This window comes from Nocardia sp. NPDC058705, assembly GCF_042749305.1.
Lineage (GTDB): Bacteria > Actinomycetota > Actinomycetes > Mycobacteriales > Mycobacteriaceae > Nocardia.
In genome coordinates, this window is sequence record NZ_JBHYRN010000011.1 from 1 (window position 1) to 15976 (window position 15976).

Sequence of the window (15976 nt, forward strand, 5' to 3'; positions counted from 1 at the left end):
GGCGAAGCTGAGAATTTAAGCCCCGGTAAACGGCGGTGGTAACTATAACCATCCTAAGGTAGCGAAATTCCTTGTCGGGTAAGTTCCGACCTGCACGAATGGCGTAACGACTTCTCTGCTGTCTCAACCACAGACTCGGCGAAATTGCATTACGAGTAAAGATGCTCGTTACGCGCGGCAGGACGAAAAGACCCCGGGACCTTCACTATAGCTTGGTATTGGTGTTCGGTACGGTTTGTGTAGGATAGGTGGGAGACTGTGAAGCTTGGACGCTAGTTCGAGTGGAGTCGTCGTTGAAATACCACTCTGATCGTATTGGACTTCTAACCTCGGACCATGATCTGGTTCAGGGACAGTGCCTGGTGGGTAGTTTAACTGGGGCGGTTGCCTCCCAAAATGTAACGGAGGCGCCCAAAGGTTCCCTCAGCCTGGTTGGCAATCAGGTGTTGAGTGCAAGTGCACAAGGGAGCTTGACTGTGAGACTGACAGGTCGAGCAGGGACGAAAGTCGGGACTAGTGATCCGGCACCGGCAAGTGGAAGCGGTGTCGCTCAACGGATAAAAGGTACCCCGGGGATAACAGGCTGATCTTCCCCAAGAGTCCATATCGACGGGATGGTTTGGCACCTCGATGTCGGCTCGTCGCATCCTGGGGCTGGAGTAGGTCCCAAGGGTTGGGCTGTTCGCCCATTAAAGCGGCACGCGAGCTGGGTTTAGAACGTCGTGAGACAGTTCGGTCTCTATCCGCCGCGCGCGTAAGAAACTTGAGGAAGGCTGTCCCTAGTACGAGAGGACCGGGACGGACGAACCTCTGGTGTGCCAGTTGTTCCGCCAGGAGCACTGCTGGTTGGCTACGTTCGGAAGGGATAACCGCTGAAAGCATCTAAGCGGGAAGCCTGTTCCAAGATGAGGTTTCTCTCCCACTTGATGGGTTAAGGCCCCCTACAGACCATGGGGTTGATAGGCCAGAATTGGAAGCCAGGTAACTGGTGTAGGTGACTGGTACTAATAGGCCGAGGGCTTACTATCGAAGGTGTTACGCGTCCACTGTGCGGTTTCTGAAACAACAGACACTGCAGCACACCCGACCAGGGGTTTGAACTCTCATGTGTGAGGGTTCGGGCTTGTTGGTGGGGGAGCGCTGTCTAGTTTCATAGAGTTACGGTAGTTATAGCGGTGGGGAAACGCCCGGTCCCATTCCGAACCCGGAAGCTAAGGCCACCTGCGCCGATGGTACTGCACTCGACAGGGTGTGGGAGAGTAGGACACTGCCGGAACATCCTTCGCGATAGGGGACCCTTCTTGGGTCCCCTATCGGCGTTTGTGGACTCGATACGAGTTCGGTACGCCAGGCGGACGATGCCCCGTCCTTCGTCCGTGGTTGAATTCTTAGTGGCGGGGCCATTGACAACACTCCCCGCAGGGTCGGGGAACCTAGAGAGGGATCGCCGTGTCGGAACACAACGACGGACGGAAGCCTTTCCGCCGGGACGGAGACGCCCCCGGTTTCGGCCGGCGCGGCGAACCGACCGATCGCCCCCGCGGCGGACACGGTGACAATCGCGGTGCGGGCCGCGGCGAGGGTGGCGGCTACCCCAAGCGCGACGACGCAGGCCGCTCGAGCAGCTCCGATCGTGGCAGCGCCAGTCGTGGTGGCTCCGATCGTGGAAGCTCCGATCGTGGCGGATTCCGTCGCAACGACGACAATCGCGGTTCCGGCCGTCCCGAGGGCCAGCGTGGCGGATACAACCGTGACGATCGTGGCGGAAGCTCCGACCGTGGCGGGTTCAAGCGCAGCGACAGTGGCGACCGCGGCGGCTACCAGCGCCGCGATGACGCCGGTCGTGGTGGCTCGAGCGATCGCGGTGGGTTCAAACGTAATGACGGCGGCAACGACCGTTCGTCCGGCGGTTTCGATCGCGGCGGCGACCGTGGTGGATACCGTGGAAACGACGATCGCCCTCGCGGCGGTTCGGATCGCGGTGGCTCCTCGGATCGTGGCGGCTATCAGCGTCGCGACGACAACAAGAGTGGCTACCCCAAGCGCGACGACGCAGGTCGCGGCGGTTACCAGAAGCGCGATGACAATGATCGCGGCGGCTATCAGAAGCGTGACGACAACGAACGTGGCGGGTTCAAGCGCAGCGACAGCGGCGACCGTGGCGGTTACCAGCGTCGTGATGACGCGGGCCGTGGTGGTTCCGGTGATCGTGGTGGGTTCAAGCGCAATGAGGGCGGTAGCGGCCGTCCGTCCGGCGGTTTCGATCGTGGCGGCGACCGTGGTGGATACCGCGGCAACAACGACGATCGCCCTCGCGGTGGCTCGGATCGTGGGGGCTCGTCGGATCGCGGTGGCTATCAGCGTCGCGACGACAACAAGAGTGGCTACCCCAAGCGCGACGACGCAGGTCGCGGCGGTTACCAGAAGCGCGATGACAACGATCGCGGCGGTTACCAGCGTCGTGACGACAATGATCGTGGCGGCTACCAGAAGCGTGACGACAACGATCGCGGCGGATTCAAGCGTAGCGACAGTGGCGACCGTGGTGGCTACCAGCGGCGCGATGACGCCGGTCGTGGCGGTTCGAGCGATCGCGGTGGATTCAAGCGTAATGACGGCGGCAACGACCGTTCGTCGGGCGGATACCGTGGCAACAACGACGACCGTCCCCGTGGCGGTTCGGGTGGCGGGTTCCGTCGTAACGAAGGCGACGACCGTTCGCGTGGCAGCTCCGATCGCGGCAGTGACCGTGGTGGCAGCTCCGATCGTGGCGGCTTCCGCCGCAATGACAGTGACGACCGTTCGCGCGGTGGTTCGGATCGTGGCGGCTACCAGAAGCGTGACGACAAGGGTGGTTACCCGCGTCGCGACGACAGCGGCAAGGGCGGCTACCAGCGTCGCGACGATGACCGCGGGCCCAGGCGTGACGACGACCGCGGCGGGTTCAAGCGTGATGCCCGTACTGCCGGCCAGGGCCGGTTCGTCGGCGAGGACGGCAAGCCGCTCAACGGCACCTACCGTGAGAAGCGCACCGAGCGCGAAAGCGATGTGCTCGGTGTCGTCTCGGCCGCGGCTGCTGACGACGTCGAGGAGTCGACCATCGAACGTGACGACAGTACGGCCACGGCCGGTGCATCGGACACCGCAGCAGCGAGCGACAAGTCGACCGCGTCCACTGAGCAGTCCGACGGCGCTGCCACCGAGCGCTCGGAGCCGAGTGCGGCTCGGGTAGCAGACGGCGACCGGACCGCGGAAGCTACGTCCACTGGTGTCAGCGATGCCGCGGACGACCGTTCGCGTGGCACGGATCGCGATGAGTCCGATAACGACGACTCGGCTCTCGACGACCGGACTCGCACTGCGGATCGTGACGAGCGCCCGCGTGCGGCCGATCTCGATAACGGGTCTCGTACCGCGGATCGCGACGAGGCCCCGCGTGCGGCGGATCTGGACGAGCGTTTGACCGACGCTTCGGATCGTGATGAGCCGTCGCGTCTTTCGGCCGGCGACGAGCCTTCGCGTGACGACCGTGCGCGTAGTGAAGCGGATCGCGACGACCGTTCGCGCGGCTCGGATCGTGACGACCGTGCGCGTAGTGAGTCTGATCGTGACGACCGTTCGCGTGGTTCGGATCGCGACGACCGGTCCGGTGGTTCGGATCGCGGCGAACGCCCGCGTAGTGACGATCGTGATGATCGCGCGCGCGGCGACGATCGCGGCGAGCGGCGTGGATTCGCGGATCGCGGTGTTCGTTCGGATCGTGACGACCGCTCGCGTGGTGGCTCGGAATCCGGCGCGGCCCGGACGAGTGGCTTCAGCGGCGGCGACGATCGTCGTCGTGGTGGTGAAGGTGCCCGTGCGGCTGGCGGGCGGCCGGATGATCGTCGGGCGGCTCGTCCCGAAGAACCCGATCTGCCCGAGGACGTGGTGGCTTCCGATCTGGATCCGGCGGTGCGCCGCGATCTGCTGAGCCTGGACAAGAACAACGCCGATTCGGTGGCCCGGCACATGGTGATGGCCGTCGAGCTGCTCGATGACGACCCGCGACTGGCGCTGGCCCACGCCCGGGCCGCACGGCAGCGTGCGGGCCGTATCGCGGTGGTGCGGGAAACCGCCGGTGTCGTGGCCTACCACGCCGAGGAGTGGGCCGAGGCGCTGTCGGAGCTGCGGACCGCACGACGCATGTCGGGTGGTGCCGGGCTGCTCGCGGTGATGGCGGACTGCGAGCGCGGTCTCGGCAGGCCGGAACGGGCCATCGAGCTCGGTCGCAGCGAGGAGGCGCAGACGCTCACCGGCGACGAAGCCGCCGAGCTGCGAATGGTCGTCGCGGGCGCCCGCATGGACCTGGGTCAGTTCGACCAGGCCGTGGTGACGCTGCAGGCCTCCGATCTGGACCCGTCGCGCACCGGTTCCGCCGCGGCGCGCCTGTTCTACGCCTACGCCGACGCGCTGGTCGCGGCAGGCCGGACCGACGAGGGCCTGCAGTGGTTCCTCAACGCCGCCGCCGCCGACCTCGATGACGAAACCGACGCCGAGGAGCGGGCAACCGAACTCACCGGCGACGCACAGTAGAACAGCACAGGCCGCAGGCAGGGAACTTCGAAGGGTTCCCAGCCTGCGGCCTTTTGCATGTCCGCAGTGTCCCGGAAAATGCCGGTGGCCGACGTGGAACCGGGCACACTGCGCCCGAACACGGCCCGCATACCCGATCATGAAGGGTGCGAGCGCTATTCGACAGCCGAGGAGAGCCGAAGCTGTCGGTGCCTTCGCCTAGGGTCGCGGATGTGTTCGACCCGGCAGTGACGACGGAGTGAGGGTGGATGAACCGGCTGCGCGATCAATACGACGCTTTGCTGCTCGACCTGGACGGAACGCTGTACCGCGGACCCGACGTGATCGCGGGTGCGCCCGAAGCGCTTGCCCCGGACGGTGATTCGGCGCAACGGCTGGTCTACGTCACCAACAACGCCGCCCGTGGTCCCGGTTCCGTGGCACACCACCTGGATGAACTCGGCTACCCGGCCACCGCCGACGACGTGGTGACCAGTGCCCAAGCCGCGGCCCGCATGCTCTCCGAACGTCTGAGCCCCGGTGACCGAGTGCTCGTCGTCGGTACCGACGATCTGGCCGCCGAGGTGAAGGCCGTCGGCCTCGAGCCCATCCGCCGGTTCGGTGACACCGCACCGGCAGCCGTCGTGCAGGGCCATTCGCCGACGACCGCGTGGCCCGACCTCGCCGAAGCCGCCTACGCCTTGCGCGCGGGCGCGCTGTGGATCGCCGCCAATGCCGACCGCACCCTGCCCAACGAGCGCGGCCTCGCCCCCGGCAACGGTTCGATGGTCGCAGCCCTGGCCACCGCCTCCGATCGCGAACCCCTCGTGGCGGGCAAGCCGTTCGCGCCGCTGATGGAAGACGCGATCGAGCGCGCTGGCACCCGCCGCGCGCTGGTGGTGGGCGACCGCCTCGACACCGATATCGAAGGCGCCAACGGCCTCGGCCTCGACTCGCTGCTGGTGCTGACCGGAGTCAGCACCCTGGACGAGGCGCTCGGCGCGTCCGCCGCCAGGATCCCCACCTACATCGCCGCCACCCTCGACGCACTCAACAACGCCGCACCGGTGGAAGCGGCCGCACCAGCAGACATCGCGGAACTGTTGCGACAGCATCCCGGCCGGGCGGTACGGGTGCGCGCAGCCGATTCGGAAATCCGATAGCGTTGACGCCACGATGAGTACAGCGAGTTCACCGCCGAACGGCGCGTCACAGCCTCCCCGGCCCGGGATTCCCGTGCCGGGCGCTCACCTGCCCGGTGCCCCGGCGCATCAGGAACCGGCCGATCCGAACCGGATCAAGGCCGACGTCGACGCACTGCTCGCCGAACTCGGCCCGCGCGCCGCGGCGAGCCCGGCGGAGAACACCGAGACCGGCGCCGACATCACCCGCCGTGCGCGCATCCTCGAGCAGGCGCACGACGTACTGGTCGACGCGCTGGCGACCGTGGACAAGATCTGAGGTGGCCAGACGAGCGCGTGTGGACGCCGAACTGGTTCGCCGCGGATTGGCGCGATCGCGAGAACATGCGGTCGAACTGATCAGCGCGGGCCGCGTCCTGATTGCCGGCACCGTCGCCGTGAAACCGGCCACGGCCGTGGAGACGGGGACCCCGCTGATCGTGCGGGAGGAACCCGACGAGGTGTCGTGGGCATCGCGTGGTGCGCACAAACTGCTCGGCGCGCTCGAGGCGTTCGAGCCCGAAGGTGTCAGCATCGCGGGAAAGCGGTGTCTGGACGCGGGCGCGTCGACCGGCGGGTTCACCGATGTGCTGCTCAACAAGGGCGCCAGCGAGGTGGTCGCGGTCGACGTCGGCTACGGCCAGCTGATCTGGCGACTGCAGAACGACGACCGGGTGACGGTGTTCGATCGCACCAACGTGCGCAACATCACCCCCGAATCCATCAGCGGCACAGTCGAAGTCGTTGTCGGTGACCTGTCGTTCATCTCGCTCGCGCTCGTCCTGCCCGCCCTGGCGGCCTGTGCTGCCGAGGGCGCCGATCTGCTGCCGATGGTGAAGCCGCAGTTCGAGGTCGGTAAGGACCGGGTCGGTTCGGGCGGGGTGGTGCGCGATCCGGCGCTGCGCATCGAAGTGGTGTGTGACGTCGCGACCGCGGCCGCCGCGCTCGGGCTTCGCACGCTCGGTGTGGTCGCCAGTCCGTTGCCTGGTCCGTCGGGCAATGTCGAGTATTTCCTGTGGCTGCGCAAGGTCGGCCCGTTCGACTACGACGCCGAACAGGTGCGGGCGCTGGTCGCGAAGGCTGTCGAGGAGGGTCCGCAGTGAGTACGCATGTCGGCGGCAGGGAGATCCTGCTCGTCGCCCATCCCGGTCGCGCGGAGATCATCGAGACCGCGCACCGGGTGGCGAAGATCTTCGCCGAAGCGGGTATCTGCCTGCGGGTACTCGCCGACGAGGCCGACAGCACCCGGTTCGAGGACGAAGCCGGGTATCCGGTGCGGGTGGTGCCGCACAGCCCGTCCGCGGCGCAGGGCTGTGAGATGGTGCTCGCCCTCGGTGGTGACGGCACGTTCTTGCGCGCGGCCGAACTCGGCAGGCCCGCCGGGGTGCCGGTGCTCGGAATCAACCTGGGCCGCATCGGTTTTCTCACCGAAGCCGAGGCCGAGAACCTCGACGAGGCACTCTCGCAGGTGGTCGACCGTGACTATCAGGTCGAAAACCGGATGACCATCGACGTCACCGTGCGCGTCGACGACACGATCGTCGAACGCGGCTGGGCGCTCAACGAGGCCAGTCTCGAGAACGCCCAGCGGATGGGTGTGCTGGAAGTTGTCCTCGAAGTGGACGGACGGCCGGTCTCGGCGTTCGGCTGCGACGGCATCCTCATTTCCACTCCTACCGGGTCGACCGCCTACGCGTTCTCGGCCGGTGGTCCAGTGGTCTGGCCGGAAGTCGAGGCGATGCTGGTGATCCCGAGCAACGCCCACGCGTTGTTCGCGCGGCCACTGGTGACAAGTCCGGATTCGCGGATCGCGGTGGAAACCGTGGCGACCGGGCACGACGCGATCGTTTTCCTCGACGGCCGACGCACCCTCGCGTTGCCGCGTGGCGGCCGCGCCGAAGTAGTGCGCGGCGAACGTCCGGTCCGGTGGGTGCGGCTCGATTCCGCGCCCTTCGCCGACCGGATGGTGCGCAAGTTCCAGCTGCCGGTCACCGGCTGGCGGGGCAGACAGCGAACGGAAGAGCACTGATGCTGACAGAGATCAGGATTGACGGACTCGGTGTCATCTCGACGGCCACCGCGCAGTTCCATGCCGGTCTGACCGTGCTCACCGGTGAGACCGGTGCGGGCAAGACCATGGTTGTCACCAGCTTGCACCTGCTCAGCGGTGCGCGCGCCGACGCGGGACGGGTACGCCTCGGCGCGGCGAAAGCCGTGGTGGAGGGCCGTTTCGTCGTCGACGACGTGAACGATGCCGCGCGCGCTGCGGTCGGGGAGGTGCTGGAATCGGCGGGTGCCGAGGCCGACGAGGACGGCAGTGTGATCGCGGTCCGCACCGTCAACAGCGACGGACGGTCGCGCGCGCATCTGGGTGGGCGCGGGGTGCCCGCCGCGGTGCTCGGTGAGTTCACCTCCCGGTTGTTGACCGTGCACGGTCAGAACGACCAGTTGCGGTTGCAGCGGCCCGAACAGCAACTGTCGGCGCTCGACCAGTTCGCCGGTGACGGCGTCGCCGGACTGCTGCGCAAGTACCAGGTGCACCGCCGGTCCTGGCTGGACGCGCGCACCGAATTGCTCGAACGCACCGCGCGCAGCAGGGAATTGGCACTCGAAGCCGACCGGCTCAAGCATTCGCTCGGCGAAATCGACGAGATCGCGCCCGAACCCGGTGAGGACACCCGCCTGGTCGCCGAGATCCGCAGGCTCAGCGACCTCGATTCGCTGCGTGAGGCGGCTGTCGCCGCGCACGAGTCACTGTCGGGACCGAGTGACGCACCGGCTGACGGTGGTGGTGTGCTCGACCTGCTCGGCGTTGCCCGTGCCCGCCTGGATTCCGCTGACGACCCGGCGCTGGCCGCGCTGGCACCACGTCTGGGCGAGGCGATCGCGGTCGTCGTCGACGCCGCCACCGAACTCAGCAGTTATCTGTCGGAGTTGCCGTCCGATCCCAGCTCACTGGACTCGATGCTCACCCGTCAGGCCGAACTCAAATCGCTGACCCGCAAATACGCACCCGATATCGACGGTGTGATCGCTTGGGCCGACGAGTCGCGTTCGCGTTTGGACTCCCTCGATGTGTCCGAAGACGCGCTGGCCAAACTGGCCGGTGAGGTCGAGACGGCCGCGGGCAAGGTGCGTGAGGCGGCCCGCAAGCTCAGTGCCGCCCGCGCCAAGTCGGCGGGCAAGCTGGCGAGCGCGGTGAGCACCGAACTCGGCGGGCTGGCGATGGGCAAGGCGCGCCTGGAAGTCCAGGTTCGCCCGATGCAGGCGAGCCCCCAGGATTCGGCGCCGCTCGACGTCGACGGTGTGCTGCTGCACGCCGGGTCCAACGGCTGCGACGAAGTGGAATTCCGGCTCTCCGCCCATTCCGGCGCGCAGTCGCTGCCGCTGAGCAAGAGCGCTTCCGGCGGTGAACTCTCGCGGGTGATGCTGGCCCTGGAAGTGGTGCTCGCGGGTTCCGATCACGGCGCGACCATGGTGTTCGACGAGGTCGACGCGGGCGTCGGCGGCCGGGCCGCGGTGGAGATCGGCAAGCGCCTCGCGCGCCTGGCCCGCACCCACCAGGTCATCGTCGTCACCCACCTGCCCCAGGTGGCGGCCTTCGCCGACACCCACCTGGTGGTGAACAAGTCCGATGACGGAAAAGGCAAGGTGGACAGCGGAGTTCGCACGCTGACCGACGAGGAACGCGTAGTGGAACTGGCCCGCATGCTCGCCGGCCTCGACGACACCGAGACCGGCCGCGCCCACGCGGAAGAACTTCTCGAAACCGCTCGCGCCGAGCGATTACCTGCCTGAAAAGCAGCGACGTCGCCTACCGCAACGGCAGGCGACGTCGGCTTCGATCAGCGCAGGGCTTTACGCACGCCGCCGAGGAGCTGGTTGGTCAGCTGACGGAGACCGAACTCCAGGACCGGGGCGGGCACGGGCAGCGACGGCTGGGACTCCATCGTGTACACCACGCGGGTGCCGCCCTCGGCGGTGTCGGTGAAGTCGATCGTGCCGACGTGGCGCTTGACCGGGGCACCCTTGACGATCTTGTACTCCATCCGCTCACCGGGGACCAGCGCGGTGATCTCCTCGGTGACGCCGACCTTGCCGAAACCGAGCAGGTGCTGGGCGCCGACGCCGGTGGCCGGGTCGCCTGCCTTGACGAGCTTGACCTGGATCGGCAGGTACGGGCTGACGCTCTCACGCTCGGTGAAGAGGCGGTAGACAATGTCGCGAGGTGCGTCGAAAACCGTCTCGACGGTGCTGCGTGGCATGAATGTGTCTCCTGTCCGAAATGTCTGTGACCCGGAGCATACGGGTAGTGGTGCGCCGGGCTCCGACCGGCGCGCCTCCACCAAAGGTTGAGGGTTTGGCTTCATCATCGGCCTCATGAAGATGCCGGCGCTGTTGTCACGGAACACGGAAACGCTGCCCGGTGTCGCCGGGATCGCCCGGGTGGATCGCGATACCGGACGATTGCTGCGGCGGGTGGGTCCAGGGGATGTCGCTGTCCTCGACGCGACCGATCTCGACCGCCACACCGCCGACCGACTCGTCGAGGCCGGGGTGCTTGCGGTGATCAACACCTCACCGTCGATTTCCGGCCGATATCCCAATCTCGGCCCGGAAGTGCTGGTGGCCAACGGGATCGTGCTGATGGACACCGTGTCCTCCGACGCGTTCGGCAAGATCAAGGACGGCGCCAAGGTGCGCATCGACGGCGGCATCGTCTACGCCGACAAGCTGACCAAGAAGGAACCCGAGGTCCTGGTCGAGGGCATCGAGTTCGACGAGGCGACCATCGCCGATCGGATGATCGAGGCGCGCAACGGTCTTGCCGACCACCTCGACGCCTTCGCGGGCAACACCACCGAATTCGTGCGCACCGAGAGCGCGCTGTTGATCGACGGTGTCGGCGTGCCCGATATCGAGTTGGACCTGCGCGACCGGCACGTGGTCGTGATCGCCGACGGCTCGGGCCATCTCGAGGAATTGCAGCGGCTCAAGCCGTTCATCAAGGAGTACGCGCCGATTCTGATCGGTGTCGGCAGCGGTGCCGACACCTTGCGCAAGCTCAAGTACACGCCTGATCTGATCGTCGGCGATCCCGACGAGATCAGCACGGAGACCTTGAAATCCGGTGCGGAGATGATCCTGCCCGCCGACACCGACGGTCACGCCAACGGACTGGAGCGCATCCAGGATCTCGGGATCGGCGCCACCACCTTCCCGTCTTCGGGTTCGCCGACCGATCTCGCGTTGATGTTGGCCGACCATCACGGCGCGTCCCTGATCGTGCTGGCAGGCGCGCACGCCTCGCTCGAGGATTTCTTCGACCGTGGCCGTCGCGACAGCAATCCGGCCACGTTCCTGACCCGGTTGAAGGTCGGTTCGAAACTGGTCGACGCGAACGCGGTGTCGACCCTGTACCGGCATCGTTCCGTGGGCGCCGCGGTGGCGCTGGTGGTGCTGGCCGCGCTGGTGGCGATCGTGGTGGTGATCCTGGCCTCGCGCAACGGTTCCGAGGTGCTGGACTGGGCGATCGAATACTGGAACAGCTTCGTCCTGTGGGTGCGTGGTCTGCTGTGATCTCGTTGCGTCAACACGCCATCTCGATCGCGGCGATCTTCCTCGCGCTGGCGATCGGGGTGGTCCTTGGTTCGCACACCCTCGCGGGTGACATGATCTCAGGCCTGCGCTCGGATAAATCCGACCTGAACACCCAGGTAGACGAGCTGTCGGCGCAGAACGCCCAACTCACCGCCCGTCTCGACGCCGCTGACCAGTTCATCGCAGGCGCGGCCCCCCGCATCCTGAACGGCACCCTGGCCGACCGCACCGTCGTCGTCCTCACCACCCCCGACGCCGACCCCGGCGACATCGACGGCGTCACCAACTCCCTGCGCACGGCAGGCGCCACCGTGACCGGCCGCGTCGCCCTCACCGACTCCTTCGTAGACGCGGGGGAGGGCGACCGCATGCGCTCGACCCTCACCAACATCGTCCCCGCGGGCGCCCAACTCAACACCGGCGCCGTAGACCAGGGCAGCCTCGCAGGCGACCTCCTCGGCCTCGCCCTACTCCAAGACCCCACAACCAACCACCCCCGCAGCACCCCCGAGGAACTGTCCCTCATTCTCGAAACCCTCCGAGGCGGCAACTTCCTCACCTACACCGACCCCCCGACGAGACCAGCGCAACTAGCCGTCGTCATCACCGGCAACGGTGTCGAATCCGACACCGGCCAGGGCGCGACTATCGCCCGCTTCACCACCGCCCTTCGAGCAAGAGCCGCAGGCACAGTCCTCGCAGGCCGCCAAGGCGCCGCCGAAGACAACGCCGCGATAGCCAACGTCCGAGCCCAAGCCCCCCTCGCGACAACAGTCACCACAGTCGACAACATCGACCGCGAAATAGGCCGAGTAACAACAACACTCGCTTTGACAGAACAGCTCACAGGCGTCGCAGGCCGCTACGGAACAGGCCCAACAGCAACGTCACTGACCCTCGTAGCAATGCCCCGCTGAGTGAGAACCTCACCACTCCCCAACGCAAGATTTCGCGCCTCGCGTTCATAACGCAACGACTGATTTCGCGAGGACATGGGTAACTCGCCGGGCACGCCCAGAAGCCTCTCACCGTCGTTCCGCCGGTCCGCGAGCTCAACACGCCGCCCGCTAACGACCGGCAAAATACGCGGAGAGGCGGACTAGCGGTACTGTGGTGGTCCGTGGGTCATCAACGGAATCAGGCTAAAAGTGCCACCAAGCACATCTTCGTGAGCGGTGGCGTCGCCTCCTCATTGGGTAAGGGTCTCACCGCCTCCAGCCTCGGTCAGCTCCTGACCGCGCGCGGCATGCGGGTGACGATGCAGAAGCTCGACCCGTATCTCAATGTCGATCCAGGCACCATGAACCCGTTCCAGCACGGCGAGGTGTTCGTCACCGAGGACGGCGCCGAGACCGACCTGGACGTGGGTCATTACGAGCGTTTCCTCGATCGCGATCTCACCATGGACGCGAACGTGACCACCGGTCAGATCTATTCGACGGTGATCGCCAAGGAGCGTCGTGGCGAGTATCTGGGCGATACGGTGCAGGTCATCCCGCATATCACCGACGAGATCAAGAACCGCATCCTCGCGATGCAGGGTCCCGATCTCGAGGGGCATGTGCCGGATGTGGTGATCACCGAGATCGGTGGCACCGTCGGTGACATCGAGTCGCAGCCGTTCCTCGAGGCGGCGCGCCAGATTCGTCACGATGTGGGTCGCGACAACGTGTTCTTCCTGCACGTGTCGCTGGTGCCGTATCTGGCGCCTTCGGGTGAGCTCAAGACCAAGCCGACGCAGCATTCGGTGGCGGCGTTGCGCAATATCGGTATCCAGCCCGACGCGCTGATCCTGCGGTGTGACCGTGAGGTGCCGCAGGGTCTCAAGAACAAGATCGCGCTGATGTGTGACGTCGACGTCGAGGCGTGCATTTCCACCCCCGACGCGCCGTCGATCTACGACATCCCGAAGGTGCTGCACAGCGAGGGCCTCGACGCCTATGTGGTGCGCAAGCTCGGGTTGCCGTTCCGCGATGTGGACTGGAAGGTGTGGGGCGATCTGCTCGATCGCGTGCATTCCCCGCGCGAGACCGTCGAGGTGGCGCTGGTCGGCAAGTACGTCGATCTGCCCGATGCCTATCTGTCGGTGACCGAGGCGCTGCGTGCGGGCGGTTTCGCGCATCGCGCCAAGGTGAACATCCGCTGGGTGCCCTCGGACGAGTGCGAGACCGAGGCGGGCGCGCAGGCGGCGTTGCGTGATGTCGACGCCGTGCTGATCCCCGGTGGGTTCGGTATTCGCGGTATCGAGGGCAAGCTCGGCGCGATCGGTTACGCCCGGCACCGGGGTATCCCGCTGCTGGGTCTGTGTCTGGGTCTGCAGTGTGTGGTCATCGAGGCGGCCCGTTCGGTCGGTATCGCCGACGCGAACTCCGCGGAATTCGAGCCCGACACCAAGAACCCGGTCATCTCGACCATGGCCGATCAGGAAGACGTCGTCGCCGGTGAAGCCGATCTGGGCGGCACCATGCGCCTGGGCGCCTACCCGGCCACGCTGAAGAAGGGCTCGGTCGTCGCGCAGGCGTACGGCACCGAGAACGTCTCCGAGCGGCACCGGCACCGGTTCGAGGTGAACAACTCCTACCGCGACGCCATCGCCAAGAGCGGCCTGGTGTTCTCGGGCACCTCGCCCGACGGGCATCTGGTGGAGTTCGTCGAGTACCCGGCTTCGGTGCATCCGTTCTTCGTCGCCACCCAGGCGCACCCGGAGCTCAAGAGCCGTCCGACGCGGCCGCATCCGCTGTTCGCGGCGCTGATCAACGCGGCGTTGAAATATAAACTGGCCGAACGCCTTCCCGTAGACTTCCCGGAGGAAGAGCTGGCTGAGCAGGCCGCGGAACTCTAGGAAGAGGCATATGAGCGAGCCCGGTAGTCACGACTTCGAGACGGTGTCGAGCCGGGTGCTCTACAGCGGCGCGATCCTGGCCCTGCGTCAGGATCAGGTCAGGATGCCGGACGGGCGGGTCGCCGAGCGTGAGGTCATCGAGCATCACGGTGCGGTGGCGGTGCTCGCGCTCGATGACGACGGCAATGTCGTGTTGATCCGGCAGTACCGGCATCCGATCGGTACCCGGTTGCTGGAGCTGCCCGCCGGGTTGCTCGATATCGACGGTGAGGACCCGCTCACCGCGGCCAAGCGTGAGCTGGCCGAGGAGACGGGCCTCGCCGCCGCGCAGTGGTCGGTGCTGGTGGATGTGGCGTTGTCGCCGGGGTTCACCGACGAGGCGCTGCGGGTGTTCTTCGCGACCGGTCTGAGCAGCACCGACCGGCCCGATCCCGAGCACGAGGAAGCCGATCTGGAACTGGTGCGGATGCCCCTCGACGAGGCGGTGCGCGCCGCGTTGGCGGGGGAGATCGTGAACGCGACCGCGGTCGCCGGGGTGCTCGCCTATGCCGCCGCGCGGGCGAGCGGGGTAGGGCTGCGGTCTCCGGATGCGCCGTGGCTCGGTCAGCCGACGAAGTTCCTGCGCCGCAAAGCCGCCGAGGCGCAGGCGAAGCCCGGTAGCGAAGCGTGAACAGCACCGCGACAGTCGGCGGGGACTAGGCGGGGCGCGTGCTCGAGCGGGAGATCGACGCCTACCTCGACCACCTGACGGTCGAGCGCGGAGCCGCGCGTAACACCCTCGGCGCCTACCGCCGCGACCTGGCCCGCTACCGGAACTTCCTCGCCGGTCGAGGCGTGGAGAGTTTGCGCGCGGTGGCCCAGGGTGACGTCGCCGAATTCACGATGGCGTTGCGTTCCGGTGGCGCCGATCATCCTGCGCTGGCGGCCGGTTCGGTGGCGCGGGCGTTGATCGCGGTGCGCGGGCTGCACCGGTTCGCCGCCGCCGAAGGCATCACCGACACCGATGTGGCGCATGCGGTCAAACCACCCGCGCCGGGTCGCCGGTTGCCCAAAGCGCTGCCCTACGACCAGGTTCTGCGATTGCTCGAATCGGCGGGCGGCGAACCGGACGGTTCCGACGGTGGACCGCGCGGGCTTCGTGATCGGGCACTGCTGGAGCTGCTCTATTCCACGGGCGCGCGCATTTCGGAAATGGTCGGACTCGACGTCGACGACATCGACACCGAACAACGCTGTGTGGTGCTGCACGGCAAGGGCGGGAAACAGCGTCTCGTCCCGATCGGCCGCCCGGCCCTCGCCGCCGTCGACGCGTATCTCGTGCGCGGTCGGCCCACTCTAGCCGCGAGCGGAAAGGGTTCCGGCGGAGCGCTTTTCCTCAATGCTCGCGGTGGCAGGCTGTCCCGGCAGAGCGCCTGGCAGGTCTTGCAGACCGCCGCCGAACGGGCCGGAATCGGGGCCACGGTCTCGCCGCACACCCTGCGTCACTCCTTCGCCACCCACCTGCTCGACGGTGGCGCCGACGTGCGCGTGGTGCAGGAACTGCTCGGCCACGCCTCGGTGACCACGACCCAGATCTACACCCTCGTGACCGTGAGCACGCTGCGCGAAGTGTGGGCAGGCGCCCATCCCCGTGCGACATGACCCGTCATCGATGTGCGCGGAGCAGGTATCGTGCGAACACGCCCGGCGTTGCCATGCCGTACCTCACCGGTCCGAGCGGTAGCGTCTACCCAGAGCTGGACCGAACGAAAGCGAGCCGGTCCCGGATCGGCCTCGCTACCCTCGACAGGGGTTACCGGCA

The 15976-nt window shown here is 66.8% G+C and carries 12 protein-coding genes and 2 rRNA genes; 13 read left to right on the top strand and 1 reads right to left on the bottom strand.

Annotation, left to right across the window (positions count from 1 at the left end; genetic code table 11):
• The 8 genes from ACFW6D_RS15220 to recN all read left to right on the top strand — a co-directional run.
• Positions 1–1028 (top strand): 23S ribosomal RNA (locus ACFW6D_RS15220); the annotation flags it as partial.
• Between the two features lie 131 nt (positions 1029–1159).
• A 5S ribosomal RNA gene (gene rrf / locus ACFW6D_RS15225) occupies positions 1160–1276 on the top strand.
• 2183 nt (positions 1277–3459) lie between these two features.
• A complete protein-coding gene (locus ACFW6D_RS15230; RefSeq protein ID WP_379328765.1) occupies positions 3460–4572 on the top strand; it encodes a hypothetical protein in 1113 nt (370 codons plus the stop codon).
• 248 nt (positions 4573–4820) lie between these two features.
• Complete coding sequence (locus tag ACFW6D_RS15235) at positions 4821–5714, top strand: HAD-IIA family hydrolase (RefSeq protein ID WP_379328506.1); 894 nt, start codon at positions 4821–4823, stop codon at positions 5712–5714.
• A gap of 13 nt (positions 5715–5727) precedes the next feature.
• Positions 5728–6012, top strand: coding sequence for a hypothetical protein (locus ACFW6D_RS15240; protein ID WP_379328508.1), 285 nt, complete (start codon positions 5728–5730; stop codon positions 6010–6012).
• 1 nt (position 6013) lies between these two features.
• Positions 6014–6835: a TlyA family RNA methyltransferase gene (locus ACFW6D_RS15245; RefSeq protein ID WP_379328510.1), complete on the top strand. Its 822-nt coding sequence runs from the start codon at positions 6014–6016 to the stop codon at positions 6833–6835.
• Positions 6832–7761 carry an NAD kinase gene (locus ACFW6D_RS15250; protein ID WP_379328512.1) on the top strand — a complete coding sequence of 310 codons (930 nt, stop codon included), beginning with the start codon at positions 6832–6834 and terminating at the stop codon, positions 7759–7761. Before ACFW6D_RS15245 ends, ACFW6D_RS15250 begins: the two co-directional genes overlap by 4 nt.
• Complete coding sequence (recN, locus tag ACFW6D_RS15255; protein WP_379328514.1) at positions 7761–9530, top strand: DNA repair protein RecN; 1770 nt, start codon at positions 7761–7763, stop codon at positions 9528–9530. Before ACFW6D_RS15250 ends, recN begins: the two co-directional genes overlap by 1 nt.
• A gap of 47 nt (positions 9531–9577) precedes the next feature.
• Here recN and ACFW6D_RS15260 read toward each other — a convergent pair whose 3' ends face one another.
• The gene (locus ACFW6D_RS15260; RefSeq protein ID WP_379328516.1) at positions 9578–9997 is read right to left on the bottom strand and encodes an SRPBCC family protein; all 420 of its coding nucleotides are present in this window, start codon (positions 9995–9997) and stop codon (positions 9578–9580) included.
• A 115-nt stretch (positions 9998–10112) separates the two neighbouring features.
• On the opposite strand from ACFW6D_RS15260, the gene steA reads away from it, so the two are divergent.
• The 5 genes from steA (at position 10113) to xerD (ending at position 15816) form a co-directional block, all read left to right on the top strand.
• Positions 10113–11312 (top strand): putative cytokinetic ring protein SteA, encoded by a 1200-nt coding sequence (steA, locus tag ACFW6D_RS15265; RefSeq protein WP_379328518.1) that lies wholly within the window; start codon positions 10113–10115, stop codon positions 11310–11312.
• Entirely contained in the window at positions 11309–12250 is a 942-nt protein-coding gene (locus ACFW6D_RS15270) for a copper transporter (RefSeq protein WP_379328520.1), read from the top strand. Before steA ends, ACFW6D_RS15270 begins: the two co-directional genes overlap by 4 nt.
• A gap of 203 nt (positions 12251–12453) precedes the next feature.
• Positions 12454–14175, top strand: coding sequence for a CTP synthase (locus tag ACFW6D_RS15275; RefSeq protein ID WP_379328522.1), 1722 nt, complete (start codon positions 12454–12456; stop codon positions 14173–14175).
• A 10-nt stretch (positions 14176–14185) separates the two neighbouring features.
• Complete coding sequence (locus tag ACFW6D_RS15280; RefSeq protein ID WP_379328524.1) at positions 14186–14845, top strand: NUDIX domain-containing protein; 660 nt, start codon at positions 14186–14188, stop codon at positions 14843–14845.
• A gap of 38 nt (positions 14846–14883) precedes the next feature.
• On the top strand, positions 14884–15816 hold the full coding sequence (xerD, locus tag ACFW6D_RS15285) for a site-specific tyrosine recombinase XerD (protein ID WP_379328526.1): 933 nt from the start codon (positions 14884–14886) through the stop codon (positions 15814–15816).
• Positions 15817–15976: the final 160 nt, after the last annotated feature.

Coding starts and splice junctions, on each gene's coding strand:
- ACFW6D_RS15280 (WP_379328524.1), top strand. CDS start 14,186: ATGAGCGAGCCCGGTAGTCACGACTTCGAGACGGTGTCGAGCCGGGTG.
- ACFW6D_RS15260 (WP_379328516.1), bottom strand. CDS start 9,997: ATGCCACGCAGCACCGTCGAGACGGTTTTCGACGCACCTCGCGACATT.
- steA (WP_379328518.1), top strand. CDS start 10,113: ATGAAGATGCCGGCGCTGTTGTCACGGAACACGGAAACGCTGCCCGGT.
- ACFW6D_RS15235 (WP_379328506.1), top strand. CDS start 4,821: ATGAACCGGCTGCGCGATCAATACGACGCTTTGCTGCTCGACCTGGAC.
- ACFW6D_RS15240 (WP_379328508.1), top strand. CDS start 5,728: ATGAGTACAGCGAGTTCACCGCCGAACGGCGCGTCACAGCCTCCCCGG.
- recN (WP_379328514.1), top strand. CDS start 7,761: ATGCTGACAGAGATCAGGATTGACGGACTCGGTGTCATCTCGACGGCC.